This window comes from Pseudomonas phytophila (assembly GCF_025643095.1).
Classification (GTDB): domain Bacteria; phylum Pseudomonadota; class Gammaproteobacteria; order Pseudomonadales; family Pseudomonadaceae; genus Aquipseudomonas; species Aquipseudomonas quasicaspiana.
Genome location: NZ_CP081201.1, coordinates 5442335 through 5457470 on the forward strand (window position 1 = coordinate 5442335; position 15136 = coordinate 5457470).

Annotated in this window: 13 protein-coding genes; 6 read left to right on the plus strand and 7 right to left on the minus strand. The window is 57.3% G+C overall.

The window, feature by feature from the left end:
- Positions 1 to 32 precede the first annotated feature (32 nt).
- Complete coding sequence (gene glf, locus K3169_RS24635) at positions 33 to 1223, minus strand: UDP-galactopyranose mutase (protein WP_263268446.1); 1191 nt, start codon at positions 1221 to 1223, stop codon at positions 33 to 35.
- Positions 1211 to 2401, minus strand: a complete 1191-nt coding sequence (locus K3169_RS24640) for a glycosyltransferase family 1 protein (protein WP_263268448.1) — start codon at positions 2399 to 2401, stop codon at positions 1211 to 1213. Before K3169_RS24640 ends, glf begins: the two co-directional genes overlap by 13 nt.
- Positions 2402 to 2734: 333 nt before the next feature.
- Here K3169_RS24640 and galE point away from each other — a divergent pair, with 333 nt between their 5' ends.
- Both galE and yghU read left to right on the plus strand, forming a co-directional pair.
- Complete coding sequence (galE, locus tag K3169_RS24645; protein WP_263268450.1) at positions 2735 to 3760, plus strand: UDP-glucose 4-epimerase GalE; 1026 nt, start codon at positions 2735 to 2737, stop codon at positions 3758 to 3760.
- A 149-nt stretch (positions 3761 to 3909) separates the two neighbouring features.
- Positions 3910 to 4746, plus strand: coding sequence for a glutathione-dependent disulfide-bond oxidoreductase (gene yghU / locus K3169_RS24650; RefSeq protein WP_263268452.1), 837 nt, complete (start codon positions 3910 to 3912; stop codon positions 4744 to 4746).
- Positions 4747 to 6201: 1455 nt separating this feature from the next.
- On the opposite strand, the gene K3169_RS24655 is transcribed toward yghU, so the two are convergent.
- On the minus strand, positions 6202 to 6582 hold the full coding sequence (locus K3169_RS24655; RefSeq protein ID WP_087274197.1) for a RidA family protein: 381 nt from the start codon (positions 6580 to 6582) through the stop codon (positions 6202 to 6204).
- A gap of 315 nt (positions 6583 to 6897) precedes the next feature.
- Positions 6898 to 7824: a LysR family transcriptional regulator gene (locus K3169_RS24660; protein WP_263268454.1), complete on the minus strand. Its 927-nt coding sequence runs from the start codon at positions 7822 to 7824 to the stop codon at positions 6898 to 6900.
- A 430-nt stretch (positions 7825 to 8254) separates the two neighbouring features.
- On the opposite strand from K3169_RS24660, the gene K3169_RS24665 reads away from it, so the two are divergent.
- Positions 8255 to 9382: an alkene reductase gene (locus K3169_RS24665; protein ID WP_263268455.1), complete on the plus strand. Its 1128-nt coding sequence runs from the start codon at positions 8255 to 8257 to the stop codon at positions 9380 to 9382.
- Between the two features lie 230 nt (positions 9383 to 9612).
- On the opposite strand, the gene K3169_RS24670 is transcribed toward K3169_RS24665, so the two are convergent.
- A complete protein-coding gene (locus tag K3169_RS24670) occupies positions 9613 to 10026 on the minus strand; it encodes a winged helix-turn-helix transcriptional regulator (RefSeq protein WP_263268456.1) in 414 nt (137 codons plus the stop codon).
- A gap of 98 nt (positions 10027 to 10124) precedes the next feature.
- On the opposite strand from K3169_RS24670, the gene K3169_RS24675 reads away from it, so the two are divergent.
- Complete coding sequence (locus K3169_RS24675) at positions 10125 to 11081, plus strand: aromatic alcohol reductase (protein ID WP_263268458.1); 957 nt, start codon at positions 10125 to 10127, stop codon at positions 11079 to 11081.
- Here K3169_RS24675 and K3169_RS24680 read toward each other — a convergent pair.
- Positions 11052 to 11981, minus strand: a complete 930-nt coding sequence (locus tag K3169_RS24680; protein WP_231675284.1) for a DMT family transporter — start codon at positions 11979 to 11981, stop codon at positions 11052 to 11054. The genes K3169_RS24675 and K3169_RS24680 overlap by 30 nt on opposite strands.
- A 207-nt stretch (positions 11982 to 12188) precedes the next feature.
- Positions 12189 to 12656, minus strand: a complete 468-nt coding sequence (locus tag K3169_RS24685; protein WP_027899666.1) for a DUF1203 domain-containing protein — start codon at positions 12654 to 12656, stop codon at positions 12189 to 12191.
- Positions 12657 to 12834: 178 nt separating this feature from the next.
- Between K3169_RS24685 and K3169_RS24690 the strand changes: the two genes are divergently transcribed.
- Positions 12835 to 14556 carry a PAS domain-containing hybrid sensor histidine kinase/response regulator gene (locus K3169_RS24690; protein ID WP_263268460.1) on the plus strand — a complete coding sequence of 574 codons (1722 nt, stop codon included), beginning with the start codon at positions 12835 to 12837 and terminating at the stop codon, positions 14554 to 14556.
- A gap of 113 nt (positions 14557 to 14669) precedes the next feature.
- Positions 14670 to 15020 (plus strand): hypothetical protein, encoded by a 351-nt coding sequence (locus K3169_RS24695; protein ID WP_231670424.1) that lies wholly within the window; start codon positions 14670 to 14672, stop codon positions 15018 to 15020.
- Positions 15021 to 15136 lie beyond the last annotated feature (116 nt).

Sequence of the window (15136 nt, forward strand, 5' to 3'; positions counted from 1 at the left end):
ACAACTCAATGGCAGCGCTTGCCGGCCGCACATCAGAGTGACCCGACTGCGTGGCTAAGCGCCGCGTTAGACTCCTTTTCGATACGTTGATAGAGCGCCAGCGCCTGCCCCACCACCTGATCCATGTTGTAGTACTTGTAAGTACCCAGCCGCCCCAGAAAAGTGACGCCCTCGGTTTCATCCGCCAGCGCGCTGTAGCGCTTGTACAACTCTGCGTTTTCCGGGCGCGGGATCGGGTAGTACGGGTCGCCTTCAGCACACGGAAACTCGTAGCTGATGCTGCTCAACGGATGCGTCTGGCCGGTCAACTGTTTGTACTCGGTGATTCGTGTGTAGGGCACGCTCTGATCGGGATAGTTGACGACGGCCACCGGCTGGAACTGTTCGACAGACAGCGTCTCGTGTTTGAACTCAAGGCAGCGATACGGCAACCGGCCAAAGCAGAAGTCGAAATACTCATCGACCGGCCCGCAGTAAATGATCTCCCGATAGCTGACCTGATCCCGGGCTGCGGTGAAGTCAGTATTGAGCAACACGTCAATGCGCGGATCATCGAGCATGTTTTCGAACATGCGGGTATAGCCATGCAGCGGCATCATCTGGAACGCGTCAGTGAAATACCGATCATCATTATTGGTACGCGTGGGCACGCGAGAAGTGACGGACTTGTCCAGTTCTGAAGGATCCAGGCCCCACTGCTTGCGGGTGTAGCCCTGAAAAAACTTCTCGTATAATTCACGCCCGATCTGGTTGATCACGACGTCTTCAGAGGTGCGAATATCCGCCACAGGCTCTGCGCGCTCCGCCAGAAAAACCTCGGCTTCGTGCTCGTCCATGGCGCGGCCATACAGCGTATTCAACGTGGTCAGATTGATCGGGACCGGCAACAGATGTTCGTCCACCTGTGCCAGGACCCGATGCTCATAAGGACGCCATTCGGTAAACAGCGACAGGTAGTCGACGATGCGCTGCGCATTGGTGTGGAAGATATGCGGCCCATAGCGGTGGACCATGATTCCGGCTTCATCCAGGTGGTCATAGGCGTTACCGGCGATGTGCGAGCGCCGGTCGACTACCAGCACATTCTTGTCGAGGCCCTGCGCCAGACGCTCGGCGATCACCGATCCGGCAAAGCCTGCGCCGACGATCAGATAATCGTAAATGCGCTTCTCACCTGCCTGCGACGGGCCTTTTTTTGCGTTCTCCATCGTTATCGTAGGCATTCGATCTGCTCCTTCATGAGGGCGCAGGTTTTATCCCACGACATGCCATCCAGCACTGCGTCAGCGCGTTGGTTGAATGAGACGTCAGCCCTGGATTTCAGCGCAGCCTCAATTCCCGCAATGAATGCGTGCGGCGAATCGGCGATGGTGACTACACCTGAATTGCCATAGCCGCTGATCACGTCGCGAATGGGCGTGGACACTACCGGGCAGCCGCCCGCCAGGTATTCCGGCGTTTTGGTCGGGCTGATAAATCGCGTCGATTCGTTGATCGCGAATGGCATCAGCGCCACGTCCCATCCCGACAGATACAGCGGTAGCTCGGCATAACTCTTGGGCCCCAAATAGTGAATATTGGGCTGGCGCGGCAGTGAGTCAGGGTCGATTTTTACCACCGGACCAATCAGCACGACCTGCCAGTCAGGTCGTTGGCTAGCCAGTTCGCTGACCAGTTCGATGTCGAATCGCTCATCGATGACGCCGAAGAATCCCAGTCGGGGATAACCAATGCCAGCCTGGTCCGAGGGTTCTGGAAGCCTGTCACGGGCCGCTGCGAAGTGTGCAATATCGACGCTGCTGGGCACGGGATGGGCGTTGCCATGCTGAAGTTTTTTCGCCTCCCACAAGCTGTAGCCGCCGGTGAACACCACATCGGCCCTGGCCATCAACTGACGTTCTTTTTCCAGCAAATCAGACGGTGCGCCCTTGAAGGCCGACAGCTCGTCCATGCAGTCAAAAATCGTCACGCGAGCTTTCAAGTGGTCGGTGAATGACAGGCTCATGGGTGTGAGATACCACAGCAGTAGCTCTTTGGCCGAGAGTAGGTCTTTGCCCGAATGTTCGGCCAGATACCCGTCAAGCAATTCGCGTTGCCATTCCACTGCTTGCGCAGCGCTGGTGCAATGGGCAAAAAGGGGCACGATGACGGTAATGCCCGTTGCAGGTTGCGAGATATCGAGTGCCGGCTGAGGTGTGTCCGTGAAGATTGGCTCTTCAAAGAACAACACATCGTAATCCTTGGCCAAACGCGACATGACGTGTTGCGGTCGCTGATAAACGAACCCCCAGCGCAAATGAGACAGGCACAGCAAAGTAGGTCTGGCCAGACTGATTGCACGTGATGGGGTGTCGATTTTCACCAGCGAAAGGGCGTCGTCAGGCTGCTCTGGAAAATTCATGTCGGATTCCTTTTGAAATATGGATCCGAGACTGAAGCCAGCTTGATCGCGGCCTCGAAGACACTCGTCTGTTGAATAAAACGCTACTCGGTGGTTGAGGATCACGTTCTGCGCGCTTCATAACTTGGAGGCCTGCCGTTCCCGCAGCGTTCAACACGCCCCCACGTAAAGCCGATGAACAGCAGGTACCGGTGAGTAAACGCCTTTGAACTCCCGCGGCACCTGGGGCCCATAACTTCATACACCTCATCGTCACGCCTGTGACAGTGAGCCGAAATACAGGCTCGGCAGGTAAGTAGTCGCCGTTCACACAGTGAATAAATGAGGCGAACTATGATCCTGGTGACTGGCGGTGCGGGCTATATCGGTGCTCACGTAGTGCTGGAACTGATGGAGCAAGGCGAAGACGTCGTGATTCTCGATAACCTCTGCAATAGCTCACGCTCGGTCGTGGAGCGGATTGCCAAAGTATCGGGACGAAGACCTGTCTTCATCTTTGGAGACGTTCGAAATAAAGGCCAGCTAGATCTGCTGTTCAACGAATACACCATCAATGCCGTGATCCATTGCGCCGGTTTGAAAGCGGTCGCTGAAAGCGTGCGGGAACCGCTCCGGTATTACGACACGAATGTGGGCGGCAGCGTGACGCTGTGTCAGGCCATGGCAGACGCCGAAGTGTTTACGCTGGTATTCAGCTCATCCGCAACGGTCTATGGCGACTGTGCAGTGATGCCTATTGATGAAAGCTGCGCCACAGGTCAGCCCTCGAACCCATACGGCCAATCGAAACTGATGGCGGAAAACGTCATGAACAGCATGGCCGCATCCGATCCCCGCTGGTCGGTTGGGCTGCTGCGTTATTTCAATCCGATCGGTGCCCATGGTTCAGGGGAACTTGGCGAAGCACCGACCAACACACCGAATAATCTGTTGCCTTATCTTCTTCAAGTCGCCAGCGGTGAACGCGCAGCACTGGGCGTCTATGGCAATGATTACGCAACGCCGGATGGCACCGGCGTCCGCGATTATGTGCATGTGATGGACCTTGCCGAGGGGCATCTGAAGGCATTGCAGGCGTTACGACAGCTGCATGGCGTGCGGGTCTGGAATTTCGGCACGGGTCAGGGTTATTCCGTTCTGGAAGTGGTCAAGGCGTTCGAACGTGTCAGCGGTGTCGCCGTGCCGCTGACGTACGAGCCTCGCCGTGCCGGTGATATTGCGCGTTGCTGGGCGGATCCGGGCAAAGCCGCTGATGAGCTGGACTGGCGAGCCGGTCGCTCACTGGACTGCATGCTGGCCGATGCCTGGCGCTGGCAGTGCAGCATTCAGCCGGAGCGAATTGACACGCTGGTGGGCTAGGCTTTCGTCGTGAGTCATTGGGTTTGTTCGAATTCAAATGGCAGGCAGCATTGATTCCGCGTCACGGCGCTGGCAGGGTAGTCCACCTGAACTGACGTGGCGGCTGCCTGCGCCTCGTTTTCGAATCGAATAGATCGGGAGATTCGCACATGAGCAACGCACCTTACGTTCCGCCCAAGGTATGGAAAAACGAAGCAGTGGGTGGCCAGTTCGCAAGCATCAACCGGCCCGTCGCCGGGCCGACCCACGACAAGACACTGCCCAAGGGCAAGCACCCTTTGCAGCTCTATTCACTGGCGACGCCCAATGGCATCAAAGTGACTATCTTGCTCGAAGAGCTGCTCGCGCTGGGGCATACCGAAGCGGAATACGATGCCTGGCTGATCCGCATCAATGAAGGTGATCAGTTCTCCAGCGGTTTTGTCGATATCAACCCCAATTCGAAGATTCCAGCATTGGTGGACTACAGCGCCGAGCCGCCTATTCGCGTGTTCGAGTCGGGTTCGATCCTGCTGTATCTCGCCGAAAAGTTCGGGCGCTTTCTGCCTACCGATCCAGCAGGCCGCACTGAAACCCTGAACTGGCTGTTCTGGCAAATGGGTGCAGCGCCGTACCTTGGCGGTGGGTTCGGACATTTTTACGTCTACGCGCCGGAGAAAATGGAATACCCGATCAACCGCTTCACCATGGAGGCCAAGCGCCAACTGGATGTGCTGGATCGCCGCCTGAGTGAAAGTAAGTATCTGGCGGGCGATGAGTACACCATTGCCGATATCGCAGTCTGGTCGTGGTATGGCCAGGTGATTCTGGGCGGTCTGTACTCGGCGGCAGAATTTCTGGCGGTGCACGAATACACCCACGTGCAGCGCTGGGCGCATGAAATCGCCAAACGTCCTGCGGTTGTTCGGGGCACCCGAGTCAACCGCACCTGGGGCGATGAGGCGACCCAAGTGCCGGAGCGGCATGACGCTACGGATCTGGATTGAGGGAGAGGTAACAATTAAATCCTGTGGGACCGAATTCATTCGGGAAGGCGGCATTCCTGATGACACAGATACATCGAATGTACCGGCCTCTTCGCGAATGAATTCGCTCCCACGGGTTTGCGCACGGTCTCGGGTTCACGACGAGCCTGTGGGACCGAATTCATTCGGGAAGGCGGCATTCCTGATGACACAGATACATCGAATGCACCGGCCTCTTCGCGAATGAATTCGCTCCCACGGGTTTTCGCACGGTCTCGGGTTCACGACGAGCCTGTGGGACCGAATTCATTCGGGAAGGCGGCATTCCTGATGACACAGATACATCGAATGTACCGGCCTCTTCGCGAATGAATTCGCTCCCACGGGTTTGCGCACGGTCTCGGGTTCACGACGAGCCTGTGGGACCGAATTCATTCGGGAAGGCGGCAATCCTGATGACACAGATACATCGAATGTACCGGCCTCTTCGCGAATGAATTCGCTCCCACGGGTTTTCGCACGGTCTCGGGTTCACGATGAGCCTGCGGGACCGAATTCATTCGGGAAGGCGGCATTCCTGATGACACAGATACATCGAATGTACCGGCCTCTACGCGAATGAATTCGCTCCCACGGGTTTTCGCGCGGTCTCGGGTTCACGACGAGCCTGTGGGACCGAATTCATTCGGGAAGGCGGCATTCCTGATGACACAGATACATCGAATGTACCGGCCTCTTCGCGAATGAATTCGCTCCCACGGGTTTTCGCACGGTCTCGGGTTCACGATGAGCCTGTGGGACCGAATTCATTCGGGAAGGCGGCATTCCTGATGACACAGATACATCGAATGTACCGGCCTCTTCGCGAATGAATTCGCTCCCACGGGTTTTCGCACGGTCTCGGGTTCACGACGAGCCTGTGTGGGACCGAATTCATTCGGGAAGGCGGCATTCCTGATGACACAGATACATCGAATGTACCGGCCTCTTCGCGAATGAATTCGCTCCCACGGGTTTTCGCACGGTCTCGGGTTCACGACGAGCCTGTGGGACCGAATTCATTCGGGAAGGCGGCATTCCTGATGACACAGATACATCGAATGTACCGGCCTCTACGCGAATGAATTCGCGGGTTTTCGCGCGGTCTCGGGTTCACGACGAGCCTGTGGGACCGAATTCATTCGGGAAGGCGGCATTCCTGATGACACAGATACATCGAATGTACAGGCCTCTTCGCGAATGAATTCGCTCCCACGGGTTTTCGCACGGTCTCGGGTTCACGATGAGCCTGCGGGACCGAATTCATTCGGGAAGGCGGCATTCCTGATGACACAGATACATCGAATGTACAGGCCTCTTCGCGAATGAATTCGCTCCCACGGGTTTGCGCGCGGTCTCGGGTTCACGACGAGCCTGCAGGGCCGAATTCATTCGGGACGGAGGTAGTTCGGGCGACTCGAATCGCTGCGCCTTACTTCACCCCTTAGCCGCCATTGCCGTCACTTCCACACGCATGCCTTCAACTGCCAACGCAGCCACGCCAACGGCGGCGCGCACCGGCCAGGGCTTGGCAAAAAAGCGTTTGTACACTTCGTTGAATGCGGCGCGGTCGGCCATGTCGGTGAGGTAAATGGTCAGGTGCAATACCCGATCCATGGAGCTGCCAGCCTTTTCCAGCGCTACTTTCAGCGCTTGCAACGTACATTCGCTTTGCAGCGTGATATCGCCCAGCTCCAGGCTGCCGTCGGCATGGGTCGGAATCTGCGTGGATACCAGCAAGCCGCCAAAACCGGCGACGTCGGAAGAAATGGAGTCCGAATCAGGGTCCGGGACGAAAGTGATGTCTTGGTTTGCCATGAAGGTCTCGTGTCTGGAAAGTAAAAAGGTCACTTACTCAATTGCGTGAACAGTTTACAGCCCGACAAGCATAAAACGCAGGCATGAAAAAACCCGCCGAAGCGGGTTACTTTTCATCAATACCATTCCAACATCCTGTCAGTAGCCATCCGGGCCATGGTGGTCATCCTTTACCTCCGAAGCGCTTCCTGCGTTTCGGTTGATGGGTTTAGATTGCGCTTATAGGACACAGGGGTAAATGGACGATCAGCAGCACGCGATGTAAGCCTTTCGCCATTAGTGGCGCTGTTTTCTCCTACATGATGGCACCACCGGTTACTCCACTCTGTCCCAATAAGGTGGTGTACCGATCGCATTCAAAAAATAGTCCCAGACAACCCGCACTTTCTGCGAGCGAAGGCGATTCTCAGGCGATAGCAGATGGATCTGGCTCGACAAAGGCTCGACAGCCCCCTCCCACTCGGGCAATAGCTGGATCAGCTCCTTGCTTCGCAAGTGCGCCTGATTGAACAGCCATGAAGGAAACAACACGATCCCCCTGCCCGCCAGCGCAGCCTCCATCAACACTTGGCCGTTATTGCTTCGTAACGGCCCGTCGACGTCAATGACCTCTTCGGCATCATGCCCGGGATGGCGAAAATGCCAGCGCTGTATGCCGCTCACGCCTTTGTAAACGAGGCAGGCATGGTTGCGAAGATCCTGCGGCGAGGTCGGTTGCCCGTGCTTTTCCAGGTATTCGCTGCTCGCACACAACAAATAGCGCTGATCGCAAATTTTGCGGCCTATCAAGCCCGAATCCGGCAGTTGCCCGACCCGGAAGATGATGTCGGTGCCCTCCAGAACGGGATCAATGAACGCATCGGTGACGTTCAACTCGACACTCAGCTCGGGGTACTTTTCATAAAGGCCATTCAGTAGTTTTACGATGTGCAAATGACCAAAGGCGACCGGCGCATTGATCCGCACCAGGCCGCGAATGTCACCGACCTTGCCGTTGACCTCCTCGTCAGCCGCGTCCAGCAACTCCAGAACTTCACGGATCTGCACGTAGTAACGCTCACCTGCGTCGGTGAGTTTCACTGCGCGGGTATTGCGATAGAGCAGTTGCTGCCCCACGTCCCGCTCCAATGCCGCAATGAAGCGGGATACCGAAGAAGCAGGCACCTGAAAGTGCCGCGCCGTCGCGGAAAAACTACCGGTGACGGCGACCATGGCGAAGAGTCTGTGGGCTTTTAGGTGCATGGGGAAAACTCAGGCAGTGACTATAAAAAAACTACAACTATCTGATTTTTAATACTTTTCTTCGGGAATGACTGGGGTAGCGATCCATATTGCCCGCGATTCGGTTTCTCAGCCGATAAATATATCGACTGCGCTGATGCTATCGCGGGCAAGCGCGCTCCTACAGGTCCCGTGTTTGCCTCGCGACAGAGTGGTTTAAGGGACACCGAGGCAGCTCCTACAGACCAATGCGAGTCCAGCAAATCGTTTCGCGGCACGTCCATCCAGTAAAACCACCAATTGCTAATACAGCAATAGTCTTTTGCTTTTTCGCTCAATTGTGGCTGCTTTAGCAACAAACTACCATGGGGGTCACTTTCATCTGCCGAGAATGCTCTGTAACCGCGGGCTTCTCGCTGGCACCAGATTCTGTCCATGGAGACTTCGTTTAATGACTGACCTTTTTGCCTCCTATGACCTCAGCGGCCTGACGCTGAATAACCGTTTCGTCATGGCGCCGATGACTCGCTCCCGTGCGCCTGAAGACATCGCTACCGAACAGATTGCGCTGCATTACACCCAACGCGGCACCGCGGGCCTTATTGTTTCAGAAGGCACGCCGATTTCTCGTGAGGGCCAGGGTTATCTGTTCAACCCCGGCATCTTCAGCGATGAGCAAATAAAGGGCTGGAAACTGGTAACGGACTCCGTCCACAGCGTAGGCGGCAAGATGTTCGCCCAGCTCTGGCATGTCGGCCGGGTTTCTCACACCTCTATTCAGGTCGATGGCAAAGCCCCGGTCAGTTCCACGACCAAGCCAGCCCAAGGTGGCAAGGCATTCGGTTACACCGAGGACGGCGAGCCGGGCTTCGTTGACACGTCCATCCCGCGAGCGCTGACCACTGAAGAAGTTGGCCGAGTCGTTGGAGACTTCGCTCAAGCGGCTGTAAACGCTATCGATGCAGGTTTTGACGGCGTGGAAATTCACGGTGCGAATGGCTATCTGCTTGAGCAGTTCCTGAACCCGCAGGTCAACGATCGCACTGATCGCTACGGCGCAAAAAACCTCGATGATCGTTTGCGTTTCGTGTTCGAAGTGGTTGATGCCGTCAGCGCCAGAATCGGTAAAGACAAAGTTGGCATTCGTATCTCGCCGTACGGCCAGTTGTTCGATATGCCGATCTATCCTGAAATCGATGAAACCTACGCGGCGCTCTGCGCAGGCATGAATGAGCGCGGCATTGCCTACGTCCACGTCATGGACCAGACCCACTTCTTCATGGCCGGTGAAAGCTCCGCTGCACAGGAAGAAGCGCTGCGCGAATTGCTCAAGGAATGCAAAGCCAAACTGGGCAACACCGCACTGATTCTCGCGGGCGACATGACGCTGGAGCGCGCTCAGGACCTGGTGGATGCCGGCTTGATTGACCTTGCCGCCTTCGGCCAACCCTTCATCGCCAACCCGGACCTCGTCGCCCGCCTGAAAAACGGCTGGCCACTGACCACTCCGGATCGCGACACCTACTACGGTGGCGATGCCAAAGGCTATGTGGATTACTCACCGTACGAACCGGCCTGACGTAGCAAACGAAGGACCTCTGAGGAGCCAACTTGTTGGCTCCTACAGGTTCACCGCGAAGCCAGTACACACCGCTCCCCCTGTAGGAGCTGCCGAAGGCTGCGAAAGCGCTAAGCCTGACACACCGCAATCGCAGCCTTCGGCAGCTCCTACAGATCTCCCGCTTACGGCACGACAGCGTCCTGGTCGAACCAGATGGCGCGTTTGATCCATTTTCGCGATTTGTACACTCACTCCAACTTCGCCAGACCCGCCGCATCGTACCGCTCACGAGCCTCGCGAAAACCCTCTGCGTTGCCCGCCACCCACATCCAGAGCGGAATCATCTGCACCAGCAGTCCGCGACCAAGCTCAGACAGTTCGTAGTCGACGCGTGGCGGAACTTCGTTGTGATCCCGACGCAAAACCAGACCATCCCTTTCAAGCTGACGCAGGCTGCGGGTCAACATCCGCTGCGTCACGCCGCTCATGCGCCTGGCGATTTCCGCATGCCTCAGCCGCCCTTCCACACCCAGCGTGTGAACGATGCCCAGTGACCAGCGATTACCCGCATGGGTCAGCACTTCTCGCTTCAAACCGTCGTCTTGCGCACTCAGCGCTTCGCAGGCCGCTTGCGATTGCCTGATGATTTCTTCGTTGTCCATTCGCCCCCCAGGATCACTCGTGTGCCTACTTATGGCCGCGTCTCAATGGTGACAGGATAACAACCGCTCGCCATTGAGCGGCTATCCGGAGGACATTCATGCAACCGACCACACCTGTGAAAACCGATAATATTCTCGTATTGGGAGCCGGAGAGCTGGGCACTCAAGTCCTGCGCGAACTGGCTGCAATGAGTGCTGACAGCACAAACGCTCGCATCACCGTGCTGCTGCGCCCCTCCGCTGTCGCCACTCAAAACAGTTCGAAAAAACGTGCCCTTGAAGAGCTCCGAACGCTGGGCATCCATATCTTGCAGGCCGATGTGATCAACGATTCCATCGAGGCACTCGCCGAACATTTTCGGCAATTCGGTACAGTTATCAGCTGCGTTGGCTTCGTTGCTGGCGCGGGCACCCAACTCAAGCTCACTCAGGCGGCACTCAAGGCAGGCGTGAAGCGCTATGTGCCGTGGCAGTTCGGCGTGGACTATGACGTAATCGGTAAAGGCAGCCCGCAGGACCTGTTTGATGAGCAGCTCGAAGTCCGCGAGCTTTTACGGGCCCAGCGCACAACCGAATGGTTGATCATTTCCACCGGCATGTTTACCAGCTTCCTTTTCGAGCCCGCGTTTGGGGTGGTCGAGCTGGCTAAAAATACGGTTCACGCCTTGGGCACCTGGGACACGCAGGTCACCGTCACCACGCCAGAGGACATCGGCAAGCTGACGGCGCAGATAATCTTTGCCGAACCCCGCCTGATCAACCAGGTGGTGTTCGTCGCGGGGGACACGCTGAGCTATAGACAACTGGCGGACATCCTCGACGAAAAGCTTGGTCGCACGCTGTCTCGCGTGGAATGGACAGTCACGCAGTTGAACGCCGCTCTTGCCGCAGCGCCGGAGGATTCACTGTGCAAATACCGGGCGGTGTTTGCCCAGGGTAAAGGCGTCGCCTGGGATAAAAACCGCACATTCAACGCCACCCACGGTATTGAAATGACCACAGCCGCTGACTGGATCGAGCAGAACCTACTGCCTGCCAAGGGCGCGCTTGTGTAACACCTGCCTTAACAGATCGTGCCCGCTCACCAGCAGAATGCCGGCGAGAACCAGTGCCGAGCCGATCACAAAGGAGGATTCCAGCGTCTCATCCAGCAGCCACACACCAAACACCACGCCGAACAAGGGCGTCATGAACGACAGCACACCCAGGCGCGAACCGAGATAGCGGCCCAGCAGCCAGAACCAGACGAGGAAACTCAGGAACGAGACGCCGATGGTCTGGTAAGCCAGGCTGCTGACCGCAACGGTGGTCAGGTTGATGCCCGTTTGACCGGTGGCCAGAGCCATCAACGCAAGGATCACAAAGGCCCCGGCCAACTGATAGAACAGTGTCAGCGGTGCGGGCGCGTCGGACAGTCTGGAGCCGCGAATGGTGAGGGTCGTACCGGCCCACAGAATAGCCGCCAGCAAACCCAACCCGTCACCAATCCGCTGATGCAGCACTGATACGCCGGGGGCTGCGGGGGCATAGAACGCCAGCACGACACCTGAGAAAGCGATGAGGATCCCGATCCATTGCAGCAACGTCAGCCGTTCACTGCGGAACCGAAAATGCAGACCGATGGCGACAAATATCGGTGCAGTGTAAAGGAAGATCACCATGTGCGCGGCCGAGGTATAGCGCAGCCCTTCGCCCACCGCGAGGTACTCCAGCGCAAACAGCACACCGACCATGATCCCGGCTTGCCAGGTGCCGCTGCGTTTCATCTGGTGCCAGCGCAGCATCAGCAACACGCCGACCATCAATGCCGCAAAGCCTGAGCGCAGGGCGATCTGGAAAATCGGCGCAATGTCCGGTGCAGCGGCCTTGATCGCGACTTGCTGCAGACCCCATACGGTACACAGCACGGTCATCATGACCGCAGCCTGACCGTCGATGGGTTTACGAATATTCACAGAGCTCGATCTCAGACATTATCAACCGCGGCATTATGGCGTTTGGCCGAAACAAAATGTTGAACATCTGAGACTGTGTGCCGGGATGTTGTTGGAGCGAGGCTTGCCCGCGAAGCAGTTATTAAGGTGGATCAGATACACCGAGCCATCCTTGTTCGCGGGCAAGCCTCGCTCCAACAGATATTGCGTAACCCGTCGTAGCCGCGCCTATCCCCGATCAACCCGCCCCGCATAACACCCTCTGCGCGCGTTATGAACATGGATGTAACTGACCTCTGGATTGGCAAATATCTGCTCGATCACCGGCTCTATCGCCACGCCCTCCACGACGTCAGCTTCGATCATCATCCCTTCCGCGTCATAGCCCCTCAGCGACAGCAGGCGGATGCGCATTGACTCAGGCACCTGATCGATAGCGTCGTAAGTCTGGCTAGCCCCTTCGCGGATGAAAATCGCATGAGTCGCGCGATAAGGGGTCATGGCCGGCTGGCAGACGTGATTCAGTAAAAGCACCGTCTCGCCAATTTCCGCGTCCAGCAATTCGATGCGGTCAGGGAAGCCTGGTTTTTTATCGACGTGGTAACGCTTTACGCCGAGCGCTTTCAAGGCGTCGTCGGATAAACCAAAAAGTGTCTGGAAAGGCTCCGGGGAGAGGCCTGTGATCCGAAAAGTCATGCTGAGCTCCTGCTGGATTGGAGCGTGTAGCAAACCCGCTATCCAACCTGATCACACCCTGCTTCTTGCTGTCCAACCCGAACCGCAATCAAAGTGACATCTCACCATTCACGGCTTTTTGCCTCGCTTGTGTGATAATCGCCGATTCGCTCACTTTCCTCCGTACAGAGAACTGCGCATGTCCTACCGGGCACCTCAGGACTTGGCCCTCGACCTAGCACTCTCCGCACTGCTTGAAGCCCAGGTGCGCGACGGGCATTACGCAAGTGTTGAAGACGCGCGCCAGGCGACTCTGCGGCTCATGCAAGTTCCCGAGGCCGGAGCGCGAGATGTGACGGCCGAGGAGACCGGTGAGACGGCGCTGTATGACTCCATGGATTTCGCCCGCCTTGCCCTTTCGGCGGTCAGCGGGGTTGGAGTCTGGACCTATGAAGTGTCCAGCGACTGTTTCTACTGCGACGCTGGCATCAGCGAGTTGTATGGCATTGGCCCGGTGCAGGCCGCCAGTGGCATCAAGCGCAAGGATTTTCTCGCCAACGTTCACCCAGATGACCTGGCCGCGCTGCGCAAGACCATGGCAGGCGGGTTGGTCAACAGCGGCGACCTCGAACTCGAATACCGCATCGTTCATCCCGACGGGTCAGTCCGCTGGGTGCTTTCTCGCGGCCACACGTATTTCAGTAATACCGGCGAGCCGGTTCGGCGTACAGGCGTCGGCATCGAGATGACGGCTCAGCGTCTGCTCGAACAGCAACTGCGGCAGAGTCAGAAAATGGAAGCCGTCGGCCAACTGACGGGCGGTCTGGCTCATGATTTCAACAACCTGCTGACCGGAATCACCGGCAGCCTGGAGATGATCAAGCGGCGGATCGCACAGAATCGCGTCGGTGAAATAGACCGCTACCTCGACGCGGCACAAGGCGCCTCGCGTCGGGCAGCGGCACTGACCCATCGATTACTCGCCTTCTCGCGCCGCCAAACCCTGGAACCTATCGCAACCGACGTCAATCGCTTGGTCGCGAGCATGCTTGAGCTGATTCGCAGCACGATCGGCCCCGCCGTGAATGTGCAAGTCAAGAACGACGCTAATCTGTGGCTGACGCAGGTCGATCCAAATCAACTGGAAAACGCCCTGCTCAACCTGTGCATCAATGCCCGCGACGCCATGCCCGAGGGCGGCACCCTGACCATCCGCACCGGCAATTGCACTCTGCAGGCCAGGGCCGCCGCCGAACGGGATTTGCCTGTAGGCGAGTATCTGACCCTGAGTGTCTGCGACACCGGCAGTGGCATGAGCAGCGACGTTATTGCCCATGCATTTGACCCGTTCTTCACCACTAAACCCATGGGCGAAGGCACCGGCCTTGGACTGTCGATGATCTACGGCTTCGTGCGGCAGTCGGGCGGTAGCGTGCACATCCATTCGATCATGAATGTGGGCACCAACATGACTTTGTACCTGCCACGGTCACGGAGCGAGACTGCGCCTTCCGAAACGCCATTGGCCCTGACGCCACCGCCGCTGGCCGAACGTGGCGAAACGGTATTGGTGATTGATGACGAACACACCGTGCGCATGCTGATCCGCGAGGTGCTGGAAGATCTGGGCTATACCGCCATCGAAGCAGAGGACGGCGCCAGCGGGCTGCAAGTACTCCAATCCAGTCGGCACATCGACCTTCTGGTCACTGATGTCGGTCTGCCCGGTGGTATCAATGGCCGCCAGGTAGCAGACGCCGGACGCAGTCTGCGCCCTGACCTGAAAATACTGTTCATCACCGGCTATGCCCATAACGCGCTGGGCTGGGAAGAACAGCTGGAGCCCGGCATGCATTTGCTGACCAAGCCGTTCTCCATGGATGAGCTGACCAGTCGCATCAAAAGCGTCATTACCGACTGACGTTCTTTGCAGGCGATTTACCAAACCTTTACCGAATCCAGACCTCCGCTTACATGAAACGGGTGTTTCATACGTCCATGGCGAACCCACTTATTTTCGCCAAAGGAGACACCATGTTTTCGAAGATGACCCAAGTCCTGATTCTGTCCGGTAGCCTGCTCGTCGCCGGGGCCGCTACCGCCAATGAACGCGACGTGATCGTCCCCGTTATCGCCGGTGCAGCCGTGGGTGCGGTATTGGCTACTGTGATCAGCCACTCGAGCAGGGACAATGACCGCCCGCGCTATCAGGAATACCGGCCACAACCGCGTTATCAGCCACGTTATCAACCACAGTATCAAGCGGTGCGCTACGTCCCGGTGCGTGCGGTTGAATACCGCCGCTACGACCCGCCCCGTGGCGGCTATTACGACCACAGGCCCCGCCGGGATTACGATCATGGCCGAGGCCGTGATCGCTGGTAATAGATCTTCTAGACCAAGGCCTGATCTGCAAGCGCCGCTGTCATCTGGCAGCGGCTTTTTTCATTCCCTGCATTCCGTCCCCGGTGTCGCCTGTGTATGATCGCAGCGGGCCAATG

What these genes read in the sequence shown, in the direction of transcription:
- glf (WP_263268446.1), bottom strand. Translation starts at nt 1,223, where the DNA reads ATGCCTACGATAACGATGGAGAACGCAAAAAAAGGCCCGTCGCAGGCA.
- K3169_RS24640 (WP_263268448.1), bottom strand. Translation starts at nt 2,401, where the DNA reads ATGAATTTTCCAGAGCAGCCTGACGACGCCCTTTCGCTGGTGAAAATC.
- galE (WP_263268450.1), top strand. Translation starts at nt 2,735, where the DNA reads ATGATCCTGGTGACTGGCGGTGCGGGCTATATCGGTGCTCACGTAGTG.
- yghU (WP_263268452.1), top strand. Translation starts at nt 3,910, where the DNA reads ATGAGCAACGCACCTTACGTTCCGCCCAAGGTATGGAAAAACGAAGCA.
- K3169_RS24655 (WP_087274197.1), bottom strand. Translation starts at nt 6,582, where the DNA reads ATGGCAAACCAAGACATCACTTTCGTCCCGGACCCTGATTCGGACTCC.
- K3169_RS24660 (WP_263268454.1), bottom strand. Translation starts at nt 7,824, where the DNA reads ATGCACCTAAAAGCCCACAGACTCTTCGCCATGGTCGCCGTCACCGGT.
- K3169_RS24665 (WP_263268455.1), top strand. Translation starts at nt 8,255, where the DNA reads ATGACTGACCTTTTTGCCTCCTATGACCTCAGCGGCCTGACGCTGAAT.
- K3169_RS24670 (WP_263268456.1), bottom strand. Translation starts at nt 10,026, where the DNA reads ATGGACAACGAAGAAATCATCAGGCAATCGCAAGCGGCCTGCGAAGCG.
- K3169_RS24675 (WP_263268458.1), top strand. Translation starts at nt 10,125, where the DNA reads ATGCAACCGACCACACCTGTGAAAACCGATAATATTCTCGTATTGGGA.
- K3169_RS24685 (WP_027899666.1), bottom strand. Translation starts at nt 12,656, where the DNA reads ATGACTTTTCGGATCACAGGCCTCTCCCCGGAGCCTTTCCAGACACTT.
- K3169_RS24690 (WP_263268460.1), top strand. Translation starts at nt 12,835, where the DNA reads ATGTCCTACCGGGCACCTCAGGACTTGGCCCTCGACCTAGCACTCTCC.
- K3169_RS24695 (WP_231670424.1), top strand. Translation starts at nt 14,670, where the DNA reads ATGTTTTCGAAGATGACCCAAGTCCTGATTCTGTCCGGTAGCCTGCTC.